A 21,135-nucleotide genomic window follows, 5' to 3' on the forward strand; every position below is an offset into this window, starting at 1 on the left:
CGGCGGCCGGCGGTCAGCCGCCGGTGAGCCGGCGGCGCAGCCCGGCGCCCAGCCGGCGCGGAACGCTGCGCCGCCCGGGTGGGTTCCCGGCGGCCACCGCGGGCTCGGTCTCGACCAGCGACTCGAGGCGTTCCAGCAGGTCGACGATGGTCTGCACGGACGCGTCGAGCAGCTCCGCGGTACTCAACCGGTCCGGATTGCCGCGTTCGCGCAGCTCGCCGGGTACCAGGTCGGTCAGGTCGCCGTCGACCTCGCAGGGGAACGCGGCCAGCTCGGCGACCTGGCGCCGGGCGGCGTCCCGAACCCAGTCGCCGAGTTCGACCGGCAGCCCGAAGTCGAGCCTCCGGTCCCGCTGCATCAGGATCGGGCGGATCAGGTGCCGGCGGACCACCCGCAGGTACGGCACCCGCAGCGGCAACCGGTCGCCGAGCGCGGCGTTGACCCGGCGCAGCAGTTCGGTCTCCACGGCGCCGAGCGACGCGTTGCTGGCCGGTTCGCCGACCCGGCACAACCCGGCGGGGATGCCGAGCGCGCGGGCGAACCGGGTCCACAGCAGGTCCCGGTCGGCGCCGGCCGGTGGCACGGTGACCAGGTGCCGCCGGTCGGCCGGCAGTGTCGCGCCCCACCGTTGCAGGATCGGCAGCGGGGTCTGGTGTGCCCAGAACGCGGGGTTGGTGCCGTCCCGCAGCCCGGCCACGTAGCTGGTGAAGGTGCCGACGCCGCGGGCCCGGACCGCCTGCTGCCAGGACGACGGGATCGCCCGCCACAGGTCGCGCCCGGTGACCACCACGTGCGTCTCGGCCGCGGGCAGCCGGGCGAGCCCGTCCCGGCACTGTTCCGCGGTGGCGGCACCGAGCATCTCCTCGCTGATGATCACCGTGCCGGGCCAGTCGGCGGCGACCGCGGCGAGCCGGTCCCAGGTCCACGGCGCGGTCGGCTCGTACCACAGCCCGCCGCGCAGGTCGCCCATCGCCTGGTAGTGCGCGGATCGCCCGCCGGGCAACAGGAAGCCGGCCTGCCGCAGCGTCGATTCGTTGTCCCACAGCACGTTCTGCAGGTAGGTACTGCCCGTCTTCGGGGCGCCGACGTGCAGGATGATCCGTTCAGCCACACCGGAAACGGTGCGTGGTGAGCCTGGGAGTCGGACGGCCGGCGGGTGAACGGGGCGAGGCGGTGCGCCGCCGGCGGAGTGACGGCAGCCCATGCGGCAGCTGTACGCGACGGCGACCGGCGCCGCGACGACTCCGCCGCTACGGGAAGGCGAGCGGCGGCCCGATGGCCCTCCGCTCGCCCGGCCGGCGGGCCGCCGTCAGCGCTGGGCCGCGCCGGCCTGGGACCGCAGCTGGGCGACCCGGCGCTGCACGGCCGCCACGTACCGGATGGTGAACACGATCGGGATCACGAAGCTCGCCACCTGGACGGTGACCACCGCGGTACTGCTGGCGCCGAACGCTCCGCAGCCGGCCAGTGCAGCCGCGCCGAGCGTGAACGCGATTGCCCAGACCAGCGTGACGACCACGTTGGTACGGATGAACAGCGGCTGGTGCCACACCTCGCGCGGGGTGTCGAGCCTGGCGATGCCCATGGTGAACGGCTGCCGGATCGCCAGCGAGAACCAGGAGATCACCGCGAGCCACCCGTTCGACAGCGCCGGCAGGTACGGGTGCAGCCCGGTGTGCGGGTCGAGGAACGCCAGGGCGGTCGCGGCGGCGAAGAACGCCACCGAGCCGAGCTGGATGATCATCGACCCGAGGGGCCGGCGGCGCGCGATCGACCAGGCCAGGGTCGCGGCGGTGAGCACCAGCGCGGTCAGTGCACCCCACCGCCACTGCGACGCGGGAATCACCGCGTAGACGATCCAGGGGGCGAAAGCAAGCAGGTACGACATGGCAGGCTCCTCGAACACTCCGCGTCTGACATGTCGAAACTAGAAGGTGCACTGGCGACATGTCAAGCGTGGAATGTAGGGTGACGGGCATGAGTCTTCGCCATGCGCTGCTGGGCCTGCTGGTCGAACACCCCGCCAGCGGCTACGACCTGCTGAAGCTGTTCGAAGGATCGCTCGCCAACGTCTGGCCCGCCTCGCAGAGCCAGATCTACACCGAGCTGACCAAGCTCGCCGCCGACGAGTTGATCACCGTCTCCGACACCGGCCCGCGCGGGCGCAAGGAGTACGCGCTGACCGACGCCGGTCGCGACGAACTGCGGCGGTGGCTCGTCGACGGCCCGCCGGAACGCCCGGCGCGCAACCCGGCGCTGCTGCGGGTGTTCTTCCTCGGCGTGCTCGACCAGCGGCAACGCGCCGTGGTGCTGGACGAGATGCTCGACAACGCCACGCGCGACCGGGCGGCGCTGGAGCAGATCCGGGATGCGGTCGACTGGGACGACAGCGACCTGTCCCGCTACGGCCGGATGGCGCTGGAATGGGGGCTGCGGTTCACCGCGATGCGGCGCGACTGGGCCGAGTGGGCCGCCGCCCAACTCGACTGAACCCGGCGGGTGGGCCGGGTGCGCGGTCGACCGGCGATCCTGGATCCGGCCGGCCGACCGCGTCGAACTAGCGGTTCTGGCCCGGCCAGAGCGGCTGGTCGGTCTGGGCCGGCGGGGGCGGCGGGCCCTGCGGGTCACGCTGCACCGGCTGCGGTGCGCCCGGCTGGCCCCACTGCTGCCCGGCACCCTGGCCGTACCCGGCGGGCTGCGCCGGGGCGCCGCCCGGCTGCTGCGGCTGCGGGTAACCGGCCGGCGCCGGCTGGCCCGCGCCGTACTGGCCGGCGGGCATCTGCCCGGGCGCCGGCTGGCCGGGCAGCTGGCCGGGCGCCGGCTGGCCGGGAACGGGCTGGCCGGGAACGGGCTGCCCGGGCTGCTGGTTCCAGCCGGGCTGCGCGCCCGCCGCGTTGTACGGCGCGGCCTGGGTCGGTCCACCGGACGAACCGCCGGACCTGCCCTTCACCAGCGCGATGATGCCGTAGATGATCGCGATCACCGGCAGGATGAAGATCTTGAACGAGACCCAGACCGTGTCCGGATCGCCGATCAGGATGTACGCCCCGTACACGACGCCGGCGATGCCGATGAGGATCGACAGCGCGGCGCTGCCGGTGCGCTTGTTCCTCAGGTTGAGGATGCCGATGCCGAGGCAGATCAGGCCGGCGATGACGTAGAAGACCGCGATGGCCTTGAACTGGCCATCGGTCAGCGTCATCTCGGCGAGGATTGTCTGGTGACTCATGGAATGTCCTTGGGGTGTGGACGGGCGGGGGCCCGAACAGGGTCGCCTGACACTAGTCGTGTCGTGCAACCGATGGGGGGTCGTTTCGGCAGGCCATCGGGTGTGTCCCGACCGTGACCCGGCAGCCGCGACCGCGACCCGGCAGCCGCGACGAACGCCGGTACCGAGCGGCACCGGCGGTCGTCGCGACTCGGTCGCCCTACTGCTGTGGCCAGCCCGGCCCGGCCGGCGGCGGTGCCGGCTGCCCGGCCGGTGGCGGCGGCGCGGGCTGACCGGCCGGCGGCACGGTCGGGTACGGGGCGGTGGGCAGGTCGCCGCCCGCCGGCGGGTACGCCTGCTGCTCCGGCGGGTACCCCGGGTGCTGGGGATAGCCGGCCGGCGCCGGTGCGGCCGGGCGCGGCGGCTGCGGGTAGACGGTCGGGCCGATCTCCAGGTGGCTGAGCACCGCGCCGACCGCCGCGATGAGCGAGCCGAACAGCATCAGGTAGCCGCCCCAGCCGAGCGACATGTCCAGTCCCTCGGAGCTGCCCAGGCTGGTGATGCTCACGCCGAGGTCGTGGCCGAACATGATGCTCTTCGCCGATGTCGCGTAGCCGAACAGCACCAGGAACACGAAGGCCGAGACGCCGATCTGCAGGTGGCCGGTGCGGAAGCCGGCGACCTCGCGCTCCCGGGGTACCGCCAACCGGGCCGCGGCGAGGCTGATCGAGATGAGCCCGCCGAGCACCACGAACCAGGTCAGCGGTGCCATGAACGTCTCGGTGGCCCAGGCGCTGAACCAGGTCGGCAGGTTCTCCCGGGAGAGGTCGCGCACCGTGGAGTCGTCCGAGTAGCCGACGAACGGCGCGAACGAGAACGCGAACACCAGCAGGCCGCCGAAGCCGGTGAGCGCGTCACCGACCAGGATTCGGCGCTCCGGTGCCCAGCCCGGTCCGGGCAGCCGCGCGTACGGTGCGCCGGACGGTTGCGGCAGCCCGGTGTCGAAGCCGCCCGGCGCCGGCGCCGGTTGCGCCGGTCCGGCGTGCGGCGGCGGTACCGGGCCGGGCCGTGGGGTGGGCTGGCCCGGCGGCGGGGGTTGCGGGGTGGGTTGTCCGGGCTGCCCGTACGGAGGGGGCTGCGACGGATCGTTCGGCTGCATGCGGGACGGCTCCTTGGATGTCGAGCAGCGGCAGACGCTGCGTCTCCGACCGGTGGCGCCTCGGATGACCGCACGTGGGTACGGGCCGCACGCGGCGTAAGGGGACGCCGCGCGAGGCGAGGGGCCGACGCGGCCGGTGCGCGTAGTTCGCCACAGACCCTAGCCGAACCGGAAAAGCAGACTCGGCCCCCGCAGCGGAGCGTCGGCGGGCTGGGGAGCGGGTCGGCCGGGCAGACCGACGGCGCCCGCTCCGGGGCGCCGTCGCCACGCGTCCGCCCGGGGTACCAGGCGTGCATTCGTTGCGTCGACACGGGGCCGCCGGTCGTGACCGTCGGTCCCGGCGACTGTGCCCTCCGCGGCTGATCGCACGTGGGTCCCCGGGTGGTCGCGCCACGGACTCGGCCTTGCGGACACTCCCCGCGCCGCTCGACTGACCGAGGTCCGTACGCCCTTTTCTACGCCTACCAGCGCATTCACGCCAGGGCTGCGGGGCGAAGTTCCCCGAGAAGGGCAACGCTTCGTGCTGTCCGGGGGGCGGGTCGTAACATTAGGAAAGGCTACCCTAAGCTGCCTCCATGATCTTGCCTGACCTCGTGTCGGCCAGCGCGCCGCACCCCGTGCGCCCGCCGAGCCCGACGCCACCGATCGACCAGGACCAGCTCGCCGGTACGCCCGCGGGCCTCGCCCGGCTCGCCCCGCTCACCGCGGCCCTCGCCACCGCCGCCGCGGCCGGGCTGCGCGGCCGTACCGGACCACTACCCGCTCGGACCCCCGCCGACCTCGCGGAACAGGTACGGGCCGACCTCGCCGCCGCGGGTGGCGTGCTGCCCGACACCGGGCGCGGTGCCGCCGCCGTCGTCGACCTGATCCGGCGGTACGCCGCCGGCACCGTCGACCTCGCCGACCCGACCGCCGCGGCGCACCTGCAACCTCCCGCGCTGGGCGTACCCGCGGCCGTGGAGGCGATCGTCGCCGCGCTGAACGCCAGCGTCGACACCTGGGACTCCGGGCCGTACGCGGTGGAGTTGGAGCGGCACGTGGTGCGCGCGCTGGCCGACCGGCTCGGACTGCCCGGCACCGCCGACGGGGTCTTCACCTCCGGCGGTACCGCGTCGAACCTGCACGCGCTGCTGATCGCCCGGGACGCGGTCGCCGGCCGGCTCGCCGCCGGCGGCCGGCCGGTGGTGTTCTGCTCGGCGGTCGCGCACTTCTCGGTGTCCCGGGCCTGCTCGGTACTCGGGCTCGGCGCCGATGCGGTGCGCACCGTACCGGTGGACGAGCGGTACCGGCTGCGCCCGGAACCGCTCGCCGACGCGCTGGCCGGGCTGGCCGGTGACGAGGTGCCGGTGGCGATCGTGGCCACCGCCGGTACCACCGACTTCGGCAGCATCGACCCGTTGCCGGCCTGCGCGGACCTGGCCCGGCGGCACGGCTGCCGGCTGCACGTGGACGCGGCGTACGGCGGGGGTGCGGTGTTCTCCGCCCGGCTGCGCGGGCTGCTCACCGGGATCGCCGCCGCCGACTCGGTGACCCTGGACCTGCACAAGGTGGGCTGGCAGCCGGCGCCGGCGAGCGTGCTGCTGGTCGCCGACGGTGCCGACTTCGCTCCGCACCGGGTCGACTACCTCAACCCGGCCGACGACGGCGCGGCCGGCTACGACGGCCTGCTGGACCGGTCCGCGCTCGCCACCACCCGGCGCGCCGACGCGGTGAAGGTCGCCGCGACGTTCCTCGCCCTCGGCGCCGACGGGCTCGGTGCGCTGCTGGACCGCTGCCACCACCTCGCCCGGTACGCGCAGCGCCGGATCGAGGCCGAGCCGCGGCTGGAACTCGCCGCCGGCGCGACCCTGACCACGGTGGTGTTCCGGCACCGCGGCGCCGATCCGGACGCGCTGAACGGCCGGCTGCGGCGTCGGCTGCTGCGCTCCGGCGTCGCGCTGGTCGGGCGTACCACGATCGCGGGACGCGGCGTGCACCTGAAGTTGACGCTGCTCAACCCGGCCGCCCGCACCGAGGACGTGGACGAACTCGTCGACGCCGTCCTCGCTGCCGGCGACGAGGACCGGGAGGCGGCGTGACGGCGGTCGACACGCCCGCGGTCCGGTCCGGCGGTGCGGTGCGCGCCGGGGAACATGCCGCGATCGAGGCGCTGCTGCGTTGCTTCGTACTGGACCACGCCGTACCGGTGCCCGAAAGCGGGCCGCTGCGGCTGTGGCTGCCCGACGGCGGCACGATCACCGTGGACGTCCGCTACCGGTCCGTCACCGGGTTGCACGGGTTCGGTGCCGTGTCCACCGCGGACGGAGCGGTCGGTTCGGCGGCGTGCCTGGCGGCAATGCTGACCGGTGGCGACACCGACCTGGTGGCGCGGGTCGCGGACAGTGCCGGCCGGATCGACCGGTACCTGCGGGAACGCGGTGCGGAAGCGGCGCCGGTGACGCGGACCGTCGACGAGGCGCCGGCCGCGGCCGGCGCGTCGGCCGTCGTGGCGCCGACGGTGCACGGGGCGTCGGTTGCCGGCGTGGCGCCGACGGTGGACGGGTTCCTCGCTGCCGAGCAGGATCTGCTGCTCGGGCACCTGCTGCACCCGGCGGCGAAGAGCCGGGACGGCATCGGCCCGGACGAGGACGCCCGGTACGCGCCGGAGTTGCGCGGTCGGTTCCCGCTGCACTGGTTCGCCGTCGACCCGGACCTGGTCCGGACCGGCGCGGTGGCACACCCCGCCCTCGCGGCGCCGCTGCCCGACCTGTTCGGCGGCCCCGCCGCCGGCACCCGCCCGGTACTGCCAGCGCACCCTTGGCAGGCCACCGACCTGCTGCACCGGCCCGGGTTCCGGGCGCTGGTCGACGCCGGCCGGATCGAGCCGCTCGGCCCCGCCGGGCCGGACTGGTATCCGACCTCGTCGCTGCGCACCGTGTACCGGCCGGGACATCCGGTGATGCTGAAGCTGTCGCTGGGGTTGCGGATCACCAACTCGCGCCGGGAGAACACGCCGACCGAGCTGGCCCGCGGGTTGGAGGTGCAGCGGCTGCTGGCGGCCGGGATCGCCGCGCCGGTCGCCGCCGCGTACCCGCAGTTCCGGATCGTGGCGGACCCGGCGTACGCGAGCGTGCAGCACCCGGACGGCACGCCGACGCAGCTCGACGTCTCGGTCCGGGAGGCGCCACCAGGGCTGTCCGCCGCCCGGGTACTGGCCGGGCTCGTGGCACCGCAGCCCGGGGTGCGGGACGCCACGGTGGTACGGCTGGTGCGCCGCCTCGCCGCCGGCGGGCGCGCGGAGGCCGTCGCCGCCGAGTGGGTACGCCGGTACGTGGATCGGGTGCTCGCGCCGATGGTGCTGCTGTACGCGTCGACCGGGATCGGGCTGGAGGCGCACCAGCAGAACACCCTGGTGCTGCTGGACGACGACGGCTGGCCGGACACCGGCTGGTACCGGGACAACCAGGGTTACTACCTGGCGACCTCGGCGCTGCCCGCCGTGCTGGCGGCCACCGGCGCGGCCGGGTCCACCCTCGCGGTCACCGAGGACTCCATGGTGGACGATCGGCTCACCTACTACCTGCTGTTCAACCAGGCGCTGGCCCCGGTGTCGGCGCTCGGTGCGGCCGGCGTCGCGGACGAGCGCGACCTGCTCGGAGCGCTGCGCGACGGGCTGCGCGCGATCGTGGCCCGTGGCCACGACACGAACGGCGGCCTGGTACGGCGGTGGTTGACCGCGGATCGGTTGCCGCGCAAGGCGAACCTCGCGACGCGGCTGGCCGGCATCGACGAGGTGCTGGCGCCGGTGGACCGCCAGTCGGTCTACCGCGCCGTGCCGAACCCGCTGCGGGAGGCGCGATGAGTACCGCGCGACATGGCCGCGCGCTGTTGCCGGGCGGGTTCTCGGCCCCGACGGCCCGCGGTGTCCTGACCCTGCGGCCGGTACTGGTCGACGACGACCTGGAGCTGGTGCACGACTGGCTGAACCGGCCGCACGTGGCGCGGTTCTGGCAGCAGGCCTGGCCGCGGGACCGGGTCCGCGGCTACCTCACCGGGCTGCTCACCGACAGCGTGTCCCGGCCGATGCTGGGGCTTCTCGCCGGCGTACCCGTGTCGTACTGGGAGATCTACCGCGCCATCGCCGAGCCCGTCGGCGCCGCGTACCCGGCCGAACCGGGCGATCTCGGCCTGCACGTGCTGATCGGCGAGCCGGCGCTGACCGGCCGGGGCCTGGGCCGGACGCTGCTGGGCGCGGTCCGGGACGGGCTGTTCGCGGCGGATCCGGCCTGCACCCGGGTGGTCGCCGAGCCGGACGTGCGCAACACCGCGTCGGTACGGGCGTTCCAGCGCGCCGGGTTCACCCGCCGCGGCGAGATCGAGCTGCCGGACAAGACCGCGGCGCTGCTCGTCGCCGAGCGCGCGGGCGGCCCGGCAGGCACCTCCGTACCGGAGCGGAGCGCGACGGGCGCGCCGCCGGCCGGTGCGGCCGGCGAGGGGAGCGCGGCATGACCGACACGTTCGACGTGGTCGCGGTGGGAATCGGGCCGTTCAACCTGGCGCTGGCGGCGCTGGCCGACGAGCTGCCCGAACTGCGGTTCGCCGCGTACGACGCGAAGCCCCGGTTCGACTGGCACCCCGGCGTGCTGTTCGACTGGGCGACGGTGCAGGTCGGCTTCCTCGCCGACCTGGTCAGTCTGGTCCGGCCGACGAGCCGCTGGTCGTTCCTGTCCTACCTGGTCGACCGGGACCGGATGTACCCGTTCTACCTGGCCGAGCGGTTCCACCTGCCGCGCCGGGAGTACGCCGACTACTGCGGCTGGGCGGCCGAGCGGCTCCCGTCGACCCGCTTCGGGGTGCAGGTCACCGCGCTGGACTGGGACCACGATCGTGCACTGTGGACGGTGCGGTTGCGGGAGCCGGCCGGTGCGCGTTCGGTGCGCGCCCGGCACGTGGTGCTCGGCGTCGGCACCCGGCCGGTACTGCCGGCGCCACTGGAGGCGATCGGCGGCGACCGGGCGATCCACTCCGCGTCCTACCTGTCCCAGGTGGACGGTTGGGCGGCCGGGGTGCGGCACGTCGCCGTGGTCGGGTCCGGGCAGTCCGGCGCCGAGGTGTTCCTCGACCTGCTGCGGCGGCAGCGCGACCGCGGCTGGGCGGTGAGCTGGCTGACCCGTACCGCGACGTTCGCGCCGCTGGACTACACCAAACTGGTGCTGGAGTACACCACGCCGGAGTACATGCACTACTTCCACCACCTGGCGCCCGGCGTCCGGGACCGGTTGCTCGCCGGGCAGTGGCAGCTGTACAAGGGGATCGACAGCGAGACGATCGACGCGATCCACGCCGAGCTGTACCACCGGCTGCTGGACGACACGTTGCCCCCGGTGCGGCTGTACCCGGCGACGGCGGTCCGGGACGCCAGCCGCGGGGCCGACGGCATCGAGCTGTCCTGCGACCACGCCGACACCGGCAGCACCGGCACGCTCGCGGTGGACGCCGTCGTCGCCGCCACCGGCTACGCGGCCCGGCCGCCGGCCCTGCTCGACCCGGTCCGGCCGCTGATCGACTGGGACGACCAGGGCCGCTACCGGATCGACGCCCAGCATCGGATCGGCACGGTTCCAGCGGTGTCCGGCGGCCTGTACGTGCAGAACGCGGAGCTGCACACGCACGGCGCCGCGGCACCCGACCTCGGCATCGGTGCGTACCGATCGGCAACCATCCTGAACGCGATCACCGGCCGGGAGGCGTTCCGGCTGCCGAAACGGACCGCGTTCCAGACCTTCGGGGGTGTCCGGTGACCGGCGAACGCTGGCGCCGGGCCAACCGCACCCTCGCCGCCAAGGCGTTGGCCGAGTGGTGCTACGAGGGCATGCTGACACCGGTCGAACTCGACGCCGACCGGTACCGCATCGACCTGGACGGCGACGTGTCGTACGAGTTCGCCGCCCGCCGGGGCGCGTTCGGCTCGCTGCGGGTCGCGCCGGACTCGATCCGGCGGTACGCCCCGGGCCTGCTCGGCAACCGCGGCGGTGCGCCGGCCTGGGACGTGCAGCGGCTGGTCGTCGACGCCGCCGCGACCATGGGAGTCGATGCGGCGACCCTCGCCGGCTACCTCGGCGAGCTGTCCGCGACGCTCGCCGCCGACGCGACCGCCGACGAGCTACCCGCCGCGACCCTGCGCGCGCTGGACCACACCGAGCTGGAGGGGCACCTCACCGGGCACCCCTGGCTGGTCACCAACAAGGGCCGGATCGGCTTCGGCGCAACCGATCTGCGCCGGTATGCGCCCGAGTCGCGACGGCCGACGCGGTTGCGCTGGGTGGCCGTCCATCGTGGACTCGCCACCTTCGCCGGCACCCCCGGGCTGTCCGAACACGCAGTACGCCGGTCCGAACTCGGCGAGCGGACCGAGGCCCGGTTCGCCGCCGGCATGCGCGATGCCGGGCTCGACCCGGACGCGTACGTGTGGCTGCCGGTGCACCCGTGGCAGTGGGACCGGCACCTCTCGATCGGGTACGCCGGGGAGATCGCGCAGCGGCGGATCGTGCCGCTCGGCGACTCGCCGGACCGCTACCTCGCACAGCAGTCGATCCGGACCATGACCAACCTGACCGACCGGCAGCGGTACGACGTGAAGCTGCCCCTGTCGATCCTGAACACGTCGGTGTGGCGCGGGATCCCGCCGCACTGCACGGCCGGCGCGCCGGTGCTGACCGGGTGGCTGCAGGGCCTGGTGGCCGCCGACGAAGCCCTCGCCGACACCGTACTGCTCGGCGAGGTCGCCTCGGTGACCGTGCACCACCCGTACCTGTCCGGGGTGGACGGGGTGCCCTACCGGCATCTGGAGACGCTGGGCTGCATCTGGCGCGAGCCGGTCACCCCGGCGCTGCGGCCGGGCGAGCACGCCCGGCCGCTCGCGGCACTGTTGCATGTGGACGGTGCCGGCCGATCGCTGCTGGCGGAACTGGTCTCGGCCGCCGGCCGGCCGCCGGTCGAGTGGTTGGCGGGGCTGATCGGCACGGTGCTGCGGCCGCTCGTCCGGTTGCTCTACCGGTACGGGCTGACCGTCAACCCGCACGGCCAGAACGCGCTCGTCACCTTCGACACCAACGAACTGCCGTGCCGGCTGCTGCTCAAGGACCTCGTCGACGACCTGGAACTGTCCGACACGGTGGTACCCGAGCGGCTGCCCGAGCCGGCCGGCATCGTGCCGCGCAAGGCGCCGGCGCTGATCGCCCAGCACGTGGTGGACAGCGTCCTGATCGGCCACTTCCGTTACCTGGCACCGTTGTGTGCCGAGCAGCTGGGCGTGCCGGAGGCGCGGTTCTGGGCGATCGCCCGCGAGACGATTCGGTCGGCGCAGCGGGAGATGCCGGAACTCGCGCCGCGCTTCGACGAGTACCAGCTGCTCGGGCCGACGTTCCCGCGCTACCGGCTGAACGCCGACCGGCTGCTCGTCACCGGGTACGCGGACCGGCCGCTGCGGCACGCGATCGGTGCGTCCGGCCAGGTGCCGAACCCGCTGTACGGCAAGGGATCCTGACCGCCGCCACGGTCAGCGGGCCGGCCCGGGGCCGGCGGCCCGAAGCGCTCCGGCCGGCGCCTCGGGCTGCCGGCCCGGACGTGCGGCCCGGACGACGGAGGCGCCCCGGGCAGCGGTCGGCGGCGCCGCGCGGACGGGCTGGTGGGGCGGCGCCGCCGCGCGTACCAGATCGCGGCGGTGACGGCGGCGCCCGCGGTGACCACCACCGCCATCGGCACCAGTGGCCCCCCGGGCGGTCGACTCAGCACGTACCGGATGCGGGTCAGCGGGGTGGGCACCGGGTTCTGGAAGGTCAGCACCGGCCACTCACGATCCCGGGCGACGCGGCGCAGGCCGCGATCCGGGTTGACAACTGTCGGATATCCGACAGTTGACAGCAGCGGAACATCGCTCACGGAATCGGAGTAGGCGTAACAGGTCGCAAGATCGTAGCCGTTTCGGGCCGCCAATTCCCGCACCGCCACCGCTTTGCTCTCGCCCGCGGCATAGAAGTCGACCTCGCCGGTGAACCGGCCGTCCCGGATCGCCATCCGGGTCGCGATCACATCGTCCGCGCCAACCAATCGAGCAATCGGTCGGACCATCTCCTCGCCGGACGACGAGACGAGCACAATGTCCCGGCCGGCCGAGCGGTGCTGCTCGATCAACACCAGCGCCTCGGCGTACACGTACGGCGCGATCAACTCGTCGATCGTGCCGGCGACGATCCGTCTTACCTGGTCAACGGGCCAGCCGCGGCTCATGGTGGCCAACTGGTCACGGATTCTCGCCATCTGCTCGTCGCCGGCGCCGGCCAACTTGTACACAGCCTGTGCGTACCCACTGGCGACCACGTCGCGCCGGTTCAACAAGCCGTCCCGGTAGAACGGCCGAGCGAATGCCAAAGCACTCGACGTCGCGATCACTGTCCGGTCGAGATCGAAGAAAGCGGCGCCTGAGCCCACGGGGCGAGTGTATTCATCGCCACCGACACCTGCCTCGCCCGGGCGGTTCGTGTCCCGGTCGGTGGGCGCCGCCGACCGGCCGAACGGTTGCACCCTGAAGGTGGAGGTGTGCGCGCCGGATTCCTGCTAGTACTCGACGTCGCGCCTCGATCTCGGGCATCCTTACAAGGAGGTACGTGCGGGCCGAGGCAACGCTTCCGGCCTGCAACCACACTCTCGGCGGTTGCACCCCCCGTGACCGCTGAGTGGGCCCGGCTCGACCCCCCGGAGCCGGCCCCCTGACGGCCCCCGCCACCCCCCGGCGGGGTCGTCCCTATTCCAGCCCTTTCCGCCGCGAAGCGTTCGTGCAGCTCAGGCCCGGGGCGCTGCGCCCGGCCGGCCATGGTCGCCCTGGTCGTCCGGTCCAAAAGCAGCAGAAAGTCAGCAGACAGCGCCCCGGGTCCCGCCCATCGCCTGCTGCCTGTGGCCCGGCGCAACGGCATCCACCGACGCAACGGCATCCACCGCCGCGACGGCATCCACCGGCGTGACGGCATCTACCGGTGCGACGGCATCCGCCGGTGCGACGGCGTCCACCAGCGCGACGTTCGGGCTCCAGATCGGTTCGGGTGTCCCTGATCGCGCACCGGTTCGGGTCACGCGCCGGCGGACAGCCACCCGTAGATCTGCGCGTAGACGCTGGCGTCGGGTACGTGACCGCCGGGGTACCTGTGAGCTTGCGCCGTGCGGAGGTGCGCAACCAACCAATCAGCGTGGTCGGAAGGCACATGGGGGTCGTCGGTGCCTCGCCAGATGCCGACCGGCACGGTGATCGAGTCGGGTTCGAAGCCCCAGGGCCGGGCGAGTGCGAGGCTGTCGTCGACCCAGCCGTCGATACTGTCGACGAACGTCGCACGAATGCGGGCCATCGCATCCGGGTCCGTGCGGGCTGGCGGGCCCGGCTGCCCCGGTAGCTCTGGCCCTCCCGCATCGATCTGTGCCAGGATCTGCGCGGCGGTTTCCGCGATCCGCGACCGTACTGCGGATTCGTCCGCTGCCGCGGCGCGGCCCTCCGCCGGCTTGATGCCGGACACCACGGCGCAGCGGGTGACCCGTTCGGCCAGCAACGCGGCGCAGGCCAGGGCGTGCGGGCCGCCAGCGGAACCACCGAAAAGGCCGAACCGCCGCCAGCCGTGCGCGTCGGCGAGGCGGCGCACGTCGTCCGCCGCATCGGCGACGATGCGGCCGGGCTGGCGGCTCGACCCGCCGTATCCGGGCCGGTCGTAGACCAGCAGGCGTACTCCGCTTCGTGCAACCGCTTCGACGAGCCAGGGCCACTTCCACCGACTGCTGGGCGATCCGTTGTGTGCGATGACCGGAACTCCGTCGGGCGGCCCGTACCGGCAGAAACGAAGGATCCGGCCGCCGCCGACCGGCAGTTCCGAGGTCTCGGGCAACGTCATGCGGGCCATCCAACCGAATCGAGGTAACGGAGCAGCCGGCGCAGGGCGAACGGCCGCCCGCTGCGGCTGCCGTCGTTGGTGCGCGGGCGATACCGTCGCGCCGACCGACGACCGGGCACCCGTGCCCCGATCGTGGTTGCGTGGCAGTTGTCGCCGCCCGACGAGGGGACGCCGGATCGGGCCTCAGCCCGGGCCGTCGCTGGCGGCGGCGAGAAGCGGTACCAGCAGGTCGCTGATCGGGGTGGGGATGCCGTGGGCTCTACCCCGGCGCGGGACGACACCGTTGCGGGTGTTCCATTCGAGCGGCCGGTCGGCCACCCGGTCGGCGAGAATCGAGGTACCCATGTCGGCCGGGTAGGACCGGAAGCCGTCGACGATCTCGTGCGGCACCTCGTCGCCCAGCACTGCCCCCTCGGCTCGGGCGACAGCCAGGCACTCCCGCAGGTAGGCCAGGGACAGCTCGGCGATGTCGGTCCGGGCGAACATGCCGGAGCGGCGGCCGGTGAGGACCATCAGCCCGGCGACGGCGTTCTGCAGCAGCTTGCGCCACGCCACGGAGGTGAAGTCCGCCGCCACGTCGGTCGAGCACCGGGTGCCGCGCAGCGCATCGAGTACGACGTGCGACGCCGTGCCGTCCGGCAGGGTCAGCCGCGGTTCGCCGCGCAGCCGCACCGAACCGTCCGGCTGCGCCTCGGCGGGGAACCACACGACCGCGGGGAGGACCCGGGCGCCGGAGGTGTACGGCGAGACGGTCGACTCCTGCTCGACGCCGTTCTGCAGGACGCAGACGACGGTGTCCGCACCGCACAGCGCCGCCAACCATGGCGCGGCGGCCTCCACCTGCGTCGACTTGACCGCAAGGAACACCAGGTCGACCGCCCCACCGGCCCGTGCCGGGTCGATCCGCACCGGCCCCGGTACGGCGATGCGGACCGCTTCGCCGTGCAGTTCCAGGCGTTCCCGGGCGGTACGGCCACAGATCCTCGGCGTTCGGCCGACCTCGTGCAGCGCCGCCGCCACGGTCGTACCGATCGCCCCCGGCCCCACCACGGCGATACTCGGATCCACCACATCATCCCTTCGCACGGCCCCCGCCGGTCCGGACCGCCGGTCGGGCGGCCCCGGCCCTGTTTCAGGCTACGAGCAGGCGGAGACCGAGTTCCGCCGCGTCGAGATCGACCAGGTCGCGATTGCGTTCCGCCCAGCGGCCCGACGCGAGGTCGGCACGCAGGCTGGTGACCGCCCGCCGTTCCGCGTCCGGCCCGACTCGGGTCCAGACCGACACCGCGCGGCGCACCCGCTCGTCCAGGTACGCCTCCGGGCGCCGCCAGTACGCCTCGAAGAAGCCGTCGCTGCAGTCCCAGGGGACCAGGACCGGCTCCGCGTGGCCGCCGACCGCCTGGGTCAGGTCGGCCAGGGCGGGCCAGCCGGCGAGCAGGCCGGCGAACTCGGGCAGGTAGTCGCGGGTGAGCCAGAACCGCTCGCGCCAGCCGGTGCTGCTGGCGTCGTAGGTGAACACCACGACCCGGCGGGCCACCCGGCGCAGCTCGCGCAGCCCGGCGACCGGGTCCGGCCAGTGGTGCACGGTGCTGACCGCCATCGCGGCGTCGAAGGACAGATCCTCGAACGGGAGGCTCTCGGCGCTGGCGGCCACGCACGGCGCCGCGCCCGCGGGACGTTGTGCCCGCATCACGGCGGAGGGTTCCACCGCCGTGACGTCGCGGCCGGGCGGTTCGTAGGAGCCGGTACCGGCGCCGACGTCGAGTACCGTCCGGGCGTCCCCGAGCGCGGCCCAGATCCGTTCGGCGATCCGCGGCTCGGTACGCCGCGTCGCCGGATAGGCCGATCCGATCACCTCGTACAGCTGCGCGCCGAACATCGTGAGTTGCTCCTCCGGTGTCGTCTCGATCCCCATCGCCCGCGCCTCCAGCTCCCTGTCGATGGCCGTCACCATCGCGGCGGCACGGTCACGCCGTTCGAGCAGCAGCCCGCGCAGCCGGTGCAGGTGCGCCACGGCATCGGTGGTCGGGTCGTCGACCAGCGCCGCGATCTCGCGCAGCCCGAAGCCCAGCCGGCGGTAGCCGAGCACCTCGCGCAGCCGCCGCACGTCGCCCGCCAGGTACGCCCGGTACCCTGCCGCGGTCCGCGCGGACGGCCGTACGAGACCTATCTCGTCGTAGTGGTGCAGCGTCCGGACGCTCACCCCGGCAAGCTCCGCGACGCGTCCCACGGTCAGGTGCTCTTCCACCTGCTCGACGATGCGGCATCACGCCACGTGAGGGTCAAGCGCATCGCCCGGTACCCGGATGGCCGGCGGTGCGGCGCGGCGCCGGCCGTGGCCCGCAACCCGGGTTGCTGCTGGGACGAGGGCCACACGGTGAACCTGCACGTGTTCGGCCCGGACTGCGACGAACATCTGCGGCACCTGATCTTTCGGGACTGGCTGCGCGGACATCTCGACGATCGGGACCGTTACGCGGCGGAGAAGCGGCGGGCGGCGGCGGACAATCCGTGGTCGGTGTCGGCGTACAACAGGCAGAAGGCCGGGTCGATCCTCGACATCCTGCGACGGGCCGGGCTCCGTCCCGCGCCGGCGGGTCCGCGCCGCTGACCCGCTGTTCGTTCGACCTCGATGCCCGCCAGCGTGCCGGCGCTCCGGGTGCTCGCGGTACTCCTGGCCGACCCTGCGCGGTCACGACGCACTCCCCGGACTGTCGTACCGCAGCGGGCCCGGCGCCGCCGGTTGTGTTCGCTACCAACCGATCGCGCGCGATAGCACGAATCGGCGGCTGCGGCCAGGTCGTCTACAGGGTGGCCGGGCATCCACAGATCGCGCCCGCTCGCTGGGCGGCCCGGTGCGAGCGCGGGACGGTGGGGCGGTCAGCTCACCGATCCGGAGGCACCGATGGCCATGGACAGATCCGATCCGCCCGACGACGACGCGACGTCGCCGGCCGCGCCACGTCCGCTGGTGGTGACCAGCGATGCCGACCTGCTGGACGAACTGCTCGCGCTCGCCGCTGCCGGCTGCGGCGACGTCGACGTCGCGCCGGATGCCACCGCTGCCCGCCAGCACTGGCGCACGGCGACGCTGGTGGTGATCGGCGCGGACGCGGTGACCGGGTGCGTACGGGCGGGGTTGCCGCGTCGCCGCGGTCTCGTCCTGGTGGCGCGGCTGCCCGACCTGCCCGACGGAACGCGCGATCCGGCGGCGGAGGATGCCGCGTCCTGGCGGGCGGCGAGCCAGCTCGACGCCGACCACGTCGTGGTGTTGCCGGCCGCGGCGGCCTGGCTGACCGAGCGGTTCGGCAGCGCGGGCGCCCGGCACCGCGACGCGGCACCGATCGTCGCCGTGATCGGTGGACGCGGCGGCGCCGGTGCGAGCGTGCTGGCGGCGGGGCTGGCGCTGACCGCCGCGCGCAACGGCCTGCGGACCATGCTGGTCGACGCGGATCCGCTGGGTGGCGGTGTCGACCTGCTGCTCGGCGCCGAAAGCGCGGCCGGGCTGCGCTGGCCCGATCTGTCGGCGGCCAGAGGCCGGGTCGACGTGGCGGCACTGCGCGCCGGCCTGCCCCGGCAGGGCGAGCTGGCGATGGTCTCGTGGGACCGCGGTGATGCCGTCGAGGTGCCGGTCGAGGCCATGGAGGCGACGCTCGATGCCGGGCGGCGCGGTGGCGACCTGGTGGTCATCGATCTGCCACGGACGTTGGGCCCGGCGGCGATGTGCGGCGTACGGGCGGCCGGTGAGGTGCTGATGCCGGTGACCGCCGACATCCGGGCCTGCGCCGCGGCGGTCCGGGTCGCGGCCCAGGTCGGGCCGCACTGCCAGGCGCTGCGACTGGTGGTGCGGGGTCCCGCGCCGGGCGGCCTCAGCGCGCACGACGTCGGTGTGGCGCTCGGCCTGCCGGTCGCCGGATCGCTTCGCCCGGAGCCGGACCTCGCCGCGGCCTTGGAGCGTGGCGACCCGCCGACAGGCTCGGGTCGAGGCCCGCTGGCCGAGCTCTGTGCACGACTGCTCGCCGAACTGACCGCGGACGCGGGTCGCGAGGTGGCTTGATGATCGTCGACGAGGGCCTGACCGATCGGGTGCGGCAACGGTTGGCACGCAGTGGCGGCACGGCCAGTCCTGCTGCGATCGTGGCCGCGGTCCGCGCCGAATGCGGCGCCGCGCTGGGCGATCGGGCGCTGCTTGCGATGGCGGACGAACTGCGTCGCGATCTGATCGGCGCCGGACCGCTCGACCCGTTGCTGGCCGACCAGCGGGTGACGGACGTGTTGGTCAACGGGCGCGAGGTCTGGTGCGATCGCGGCGTGGGCCTGGAGCGGGCGCCGGTGCGGTGGCTCGGCGCCGACCCGGTGCGCCGGCTTGCCCAGCGCTTGGCCGCCAGTTGCGGGCGGGCACTCGACGACGCCCACCCGTTCGTGGATGCGCGGCTGCCGGACGGCACCCGGCTGCATGCCGTGCTGTCCCCGGTGGCACCCGGTGGGCCCTATCTGTCGCTGCGCACGTTCCGGCACCGTGCCTTCGGTCTCGACGAGCTGATCACGGCCGGCACGATCGACCCGACGGTGGCGGAGGTGCTGACCGCGATCGTCGATGCTCGCCTGGCCTATCTGGTGACCGGCGGCACCGGCTCCGGCAAGACGACCATGTTGTCGACGTTGCTCGGCCAGGTTCCCGTCACCGAACGCATCGTCGTGGTCGAGGACGCCGCCGAGCTCCGGCCGAGCCATCCGCACGTGGTCGGGCTGACCGCGCGCCCGGCGAATGCGGAGGGCGCCGGCGAGGTGACACTGCGCGATCTGGTGCGTCAGGCCCTTCGAATGCGACCGGATCGCATGATCATCGGCGAGTGCCGCGGAGCTGAGATCGTGGAACTGCTCGCCGCGCTCAACACCGGGCACGAGGGCGGTGCCGGCACGCTGCATGCGAACACTCCACGGGACGTGCCGGCCAGGCTGGAGGCACTGGGCCTGCTCGGGGGGTTGGGGCGGGCCGCCTTGCACGCCCAGGTTCGTTCGGCCCTGCGGGTCGTCCTGCACCTCCGCCGGGGCACCTCGGGCCGGGTGCTCGACGAGATCTGCCTGTTGACGCCGAGCGGTCCGGACGACCGGGTCGTCGCGGCGCCGGTGTGGCGCCGCGACGGCGGTCTGCAACCCGCCGCGCCCGCGCTCGCGCGCCTGTTGACCGATCGCGCCGTTCCGGCGCCGGCCCTGCTGGCTGCCGTCGATCCAGGCGGAACGGCATGACCGACATCCTCGCCGGGCTGGCGGTCGGTGGCGCCGGGCTGCTGCTCGCCCTGCCGCATCGCCCGAGTCGGCGGCGCATCGCGAGCATCCGGGCCACGCCACCGACGGCGGGTGGCCGGTTGGCCCGGCGTGCGTTTCGGGCGGTGACCCGCTCCAGCCGTACCGGAGCGGCCGTGGCGGCCCTGCTCGGCGCGCTGTCCGGGGCGGCCATGGCTGGGCCGGTCGCCGCACTGGTGTGCGGCACCTACTCGGGATTCGGTGCGTACCTGGTGTTCCGGCGCCGCTCGGCACGTCGGGCCGGCCGGCTTCGCGCCGGGACGCTCGATGCCGTGACGGCGCTCGCCGACGAGCTGCAGGCCGGCCTCGCGCCGTCCCGTGCGCTCGGCCATGTCTGGCCACAACTGGTCGGTACGGGCGTCGCCCGGCGGGCCGCGCCCGGTCCGGTCGTACCGGGTGATCCCGCCGCGGTCCTGGCCACGGATCCCGAGCGTGCTCGGGCCGACATCACGGCGCGCCTGGCGGTCGCCTGGCAGCTGGCCGCGGTCACCGGGGCACCGCTCGCGGATCTGCTCGGTCGCTTGCAGACCGAGCTCTCCGAACGGGAGCGGCTGCGGCGCGCCGCCGCGGCGCAGACCGCCGGCAACCGGGTGACCGCGGCTCTGCTGGCGTTGCTGCCGCTCGCCGGGATCGGGCTCGGCTACGCCATCGGCGCCGATCCCTTGCACCTGTTGTGGCACACCGGCATCGGCGCTGGCTGCGCTGTCGTCGCGTTGCTGTTGCAGTTCGCCGGAGTCGCCTGGACCCTGCGGCTGACTCGTACCGATGGGGAGGTGCCGGCGTGACGCCGGAAACCGCCACCGCGGCGGTGGCGGCCGGACTGCTGATCCTCGCCGTGCTGGTGGCACTGGTCGGCCGTCGTTCCGGCCGCAGTGTCGGCCGCCTGTCCCGCGTCGTTCCGCGAGACGACGCGACCGATCACCGACCCCGTCCGCGCCGCCGTCCGGTGCTGTTGTTGTCGCCGCTGGCGGGGATCGGGGTGGCCGTCATGCTCTCCGGCTGGATCGGGGTGGTGGCCGGCGCGGCGGTGGCGGTCGGGGTCGTGGTGGCGATACGTCGCTTCGAATCACCGACCGTGCGCCGGATGCGTCGCCGGGCCGCCGCGGACCTGCCGTTCGCGCTCGACCTGCTGGCCTCGGCGTTGGCCGCCGGCGCGCCTACGGCGGCCGCGACCCGTGCGGTCGGTGCGGCGCTGGGTGGCCCGCTCGGCGAACGCCTGGCCCAGTCCGGCCGCGCACTCGCACTCGGCGGTGCACCGGACACGGCCTGGCTGCCCGTCCGGGGCCTGCCCGGCGGGGAACGCCTGGCGGACGCCGCCATCCGTGGCGCCGACAGCGGCGCGGGGCTGGCCCGGGTGTTCGGCAGGGTGGCCGCGGACCTGCGGGCCAACGAGAGGCACCAGCAGGAGGCGGCCGTGCAACGCGCCAGCGTGCTGCTCGTGTTGCCGCTCGGGCTCTGTTTTCTTCCGGCGTTCGTGGTCGGCGGCCTCGTCCCGGTCGTCGCGTCGACGTTGGGTGCGGTCCTGCCGTAGCGGGATCGCGGTACCACCG

At 74.1% G+C, this 21,135-nt stretch carries 19 protein-coding genes and 1 pseudogene; 11 read left to right on the forward strand and 9 right to left on the reverse strand.

Features of this window, described 5'->3' with window-relative positions; all coding sequences use genetic code 11:
- Nucleotides 1-13: 13 nt before the first annotated feature.
- Both Athai_RS00985 and Athai_RS00990 read right to left on the reverse strand, forming a co-directional pair.
- Nucleotides 14-1,111: a hypothetical protein gene (locus Athai_RS00985; RefSeq protein ID WP_203959709.1), complete on the reverse strand. Its 1,098-nt coding sequence runs from the start codon at nucleotides 1,109-1,111 to the stop codon at nucleotides 14-16.
- A gap of 198 nt (nucleotides 1,112-1,309) precedes the next feature.
- Nucleotides 1,310-1,888, reverse strand: coding sequence for a hypothetical protein (locus Athai_RS00990; protein WP_203959710.1), 579 nt, complete (start codon nucleotides 1,886-1,888; stop codon nucleotides 1,310-1,312).
- Nucleotides 1,889-1,977: 89 nt separating this feature from the next.
- Between Athai_RS00990 and Athai_RS00995 the strand changes: the two genes are divergently transcribed.
- Nucleotides 1,978-2,490, forward strand: a complete 513-nt coding sequence (locus Athai_RS00995) for a PadR family transcriptional regulator (RefSeq protein WP_203959711.1) — start codon at nucleotides 1,978-1,980, stop codon at nucleotides 2,488-2,490.
- Between the two features lie 67 nt (nucleotides 2,491-2,557).
- Here the strand turns inward: Athai_RS00995 and Athai_RS01000 are convergent, their stop codons facing one another.
- Together Athai_RS01000 and Athai_RS01005 are read right to left on the reverse strand one after the other, a co-directional pair.
- A complete protein-coding gene (locus Athai_RS01000) occupies nucleotides 2,558-3,229 on the reverse strand; it encodes a DUF308 domain-containing protein (protein ID WP_203959712.1) in 672 nt (223 codons plus the stop codon).
- Between the two features lie 199 nt (nucleotides 3,230-3,428).
- A complete protein-coding gene (locus Athai_RS01005) occupies nucleotides 3,429-4,367 on the reverse strand; it encodes a hypothetical protein (protein WP_203959713.1) in 939 nt (312 codons plus the stop codon).
- Nucleotides 4,368-4,942: 575 nt separating this feature from the next.
- Between Athai_RS01005 and Athai_RS01010 the strand changes: the two genes are divergently transcribed.
- The 5 genes from Athai_RS01010 to Athai_RS01030 are packed head-to-tail and all read left to right on the forward strand — an operon-like array spanning nucleotide 4,943 to nucleotide 11,892.
- A complete protein-coding gene (locus Athai_RS01010) occupies nucleotides 4,943-6,445 on the forward strand; it encodes a pyridoxal phosphate-dependent decarboxylase family protein (RefSeq protein WP_203959714.1) in 1,503 nt (500 codons plus the stop codon).
- Nucleotides 6,442-8,208 (forward strand): IucA/IucC family protein, encoded by a 1,767-nt coding sequence (locus Athai_RS01015; RefSeq protein WP_203959715.1) that lies wholly within the window; start codon nucleotides 6,442-6,444, stop codon nucleotides 8,206-8,208. The genes Athai_RS01010 and Athai_RS01015 overlap by 4 nt, the downstream gene beginning before the upstream one ends.
- On the forward strand, nucleotides 8,205-8,855 hold the full coding sequence (locus Athai_RS01020) for a GNAT family N-acetyltransferase (protein ID WP_203959716.1): 651 nt from the start codon (nucleotides 8,205-8,207) through the stop codon (nucleotides 8,853-8,855). The genes Athai_RS01015 and Athai_RS01020 overlap by 4 nt, the downstream gene beginning before the upstream one ends.
- Nucleotides 8,852-10,147: a lysine N(6)-hydroxylase/L-ornithine N(5)-oxygenase family protein gene (locus tag Athai_RS01025; protein ID WP_203959717.1), complete on the forward strand. Its 1,296-nt coding sequence runs from the start codon at nucleotides 8,852-8,854 to the stop codon at nucleotides 10,145-10,147. Before Athai_RS01020 ends, Athai_RS01025 begins: the two co-directional genes overlap by 4 nt.
- Entirely contained in the window at nucleotides 10,144-11,892 is a 1,749-nt protein-coding gene (locus Athai_RS01030) for an IucA/IucC family protein (RefSeq protein ID WP_203959718.1), read from the forward strand. The genes Athai_RS01025 and Athai_RS01030 overlap by 4 nt, the downstream gene beginning before the upstream one ends.
- A gap of 128 nt (nucleotides 11,893-12,020) precedes the next feature.
- Here Athai_RS01030 and Athai_RS01035 read toward each other — a convergent pair.
- The 5 genes and pseudogenes from Athai_RS01035 to Athai_RS01055 form a co-directional block, all read right to left on the reverse strand.
- Nucleotides 12,021-12,836, reverse strand: a pseudogene (locus Athai_RS01035) (HAD family hydrolase); the annotation flags it as partial.
- A 420-nt stretch (nucleotides 12,837-13,256) separates the two neighbouring features.
- Complete coding sequence (locus tag Athai_RS01040) at nucleotides 13,257-13,412, reverse strand: hypothetical protein (protein ID WP_203959720.1); 156 nt, start codon at nucleotides 13,410-13,412, stop codon at nucleotides 13,257-13,259.
- 59 nt (nucleotides 13,413-13,471) lie between these two features.
- A complete protein-coding gene (locus Athai_RS01045; protein WP_203959721.1) occupies nucleotides 13,472-14,278 on the reverse strand; it encodes an alpha/beta fold hydrolase in 807 nt (268 codons plus the stop codon).
- Nucleotides 14,279-14,461: 183 nt separating this feature from the next.
- Nucleotides 14,462-15,346, reverse strand: coding sequence for an oxidoreductase (locus Athai_RS01050; protein ID WP_203959722.1), 885 nt, complete (start codon nucleotides 15,344-15,346; stop codon nucleotides 14,462-14,464).
- Between the two features lie 64 nt (nucleotides 15,347-15,410).
- Nucleotides 15,411-16,526: a MerR family transcriptional regulator gene (locus Athai_RS01055; RefSeq protein ID WP_203959723.1), complete on the reverse strand. Its 1,116-nt coding sequence runs from the start codon at nucleotides 16,524-16,526 to the stop codon at nucleotides 15,411-15,413.
- Between Athai_RS01055 and Athai_RS01060 the strand changes: the two genes are divergently transcribed.
- The 5 genes from Athai_RS01060 to Athai_RS01080 all read left to right on the forward strand — a co-directional run bounded on the left by Athai_RS01060 (nucleotide 16,515) and on the right by Athai_RS01080 (nucleotide 21,116).
- Nucleotides 16,515-16,889: a GrpB family protein gene (locus Athai_RS01060; protein ID WP_203959724.1), complete on the forward strand. Its 375-nt coding sequence runs from the start codon at nucleotides 16,515-16,517 to the stop codon at nucleotides 16,887-16,889. The two genes, Athai_RS01055 and Athai_RS01060, sit on opposite strands and share 12 nt — an antisense overlap.
- A gap of 363 nt (nucleotides 16,890-17,252) precedes the next feature.
- The gene (gene ssd / locus Athai_RS01065) at nucleotides 17,253-18,335 is read left to right on the forward strand and encodes a septum site-determining protein Ssd (RefSeq protein WP_203965247.1); all 1,083 of its coding nucleotides are present in this window, start codon (nucleotides 17,253-17,255) and stop codon (nucleotides 18,333-18,335) included.
- A complete protein-coding gene (locus tag Athai_RS01070; RefSeq protein WP_203959725.1) occupies nucleotides 18,332-19,528 on the forward strand; it encodes a TadA family conjugal transfer-associated ATPase in 1,197 nt (398 codons plus the stop codon). The genes ssd and Athai_RS01070 overlap by 4 nt, the downstream gene beginning before the upstream one ends.
- On the forward strand, nucleotides 19,525-20,370 hold the full coding sequence (locus Athai_RS01075) for a type II secretion system F family protein (protein WP_203959726.1): 846 nt from the start codon (nucleotides 19,525-19,527) through the stop codon (nucleotides 20,368-20,370). Before Athai_RS01070 ends, Athai_RS01075 begins: the two co-directional genes overlap by 4 nt.
- On the forward strand, nucleotides 20,367-21,116 hold the full coding sequence (locus Athai_RS01080; RefSeq protein WP_203959727.1) for a type II secretion system F family protein: 750 nt from the start codon (nucleotides 20,367-20,369) through the stop codon (nucleotides 21,114-21,116). The genes Athai_RS01075 and Athai_RS01080 overlap by 4 nt, the downstream gene beginning before the upstream one ends.
- Nucleotides 21,117-21,135: the final 19 nt, after the last annotated feature.

The organism is Actinocatenispora thailandica (genome assembly GCF_016865425.1).
Taxonomy (GTDB): domain Bacteria; phylum Actinomycetota; class Actinomycetes; order Mycobacteriales; family Micromonosporaceae; genus Actinocatenispora; species Actinocatenispora thailandica.

Bases quoted from the DNA above. Each gene is read 5' to 3' on its own strand.
- Athai_RS01075 (WP_203959726.1), top strand. From the start codon at position 19,525: ATGACCGACATCCTCGCCGGGCTGGCGGTCGGTGGCGCCGGGCTGCTG.
- Athai_RS00990 (WP_203959710.1), bottom strand. From the start codon at position 1,888: ATGTCGTACCTGCTTGCTTTCGCCCCCTGGATCGTCTACGCGGTGATT.
- Athai_RS00995 (WP_203959711.1), top strand. From the start codon at position 1,978: ATGAGTCTTCGCCATGCGCTGCTGGGCCTGCTGGTCGAACACCCCGCC.
- Athai_RS01000 (WP_203959712.1), bottom strand. From the start codon at position 3,229: ATGAGTCACCAGACAATCCTCGCCGAGATGACGCTGACCGATGGCCAG.
- Athai_RS01020 (WP_203959716.1), top strand. From the start codon at position 8,205: ATGAGTACCGCGCGACATGGCCGCGCGCTGTTGCCGGGCGGGTTCTCG.
- Athai_RS01045 (WP_203959721.1), bottom strand. From the start codon at position 14,278: ATGACGTTGCCCGAGACCTCGGAACTGCCGGTCGGCGGCGGCCGGATC.
- Athai_RS01010 (WP_203959714.1), top strand. From the start codon at position 4,943: ATGATCTTGCCTGACCTCGTGTCGGCCAGCGCGCCGCACCCCGTGCGC.
- Athai_RS01005 (WP_203959713.1), bottom strand. From the start codon at position 4,367: ATGCAGCCGAACGATCCGTCGCAGCCCCCTCCGTACGGGCAGCCCGGA.
- Athai_RS01025 (WP_203959717.1), top strand. From the start codon at position 8,852: ATGACCGACACGTTCGACGTGGTCGCGGTGGGAATCGGGCCGTTCAAC.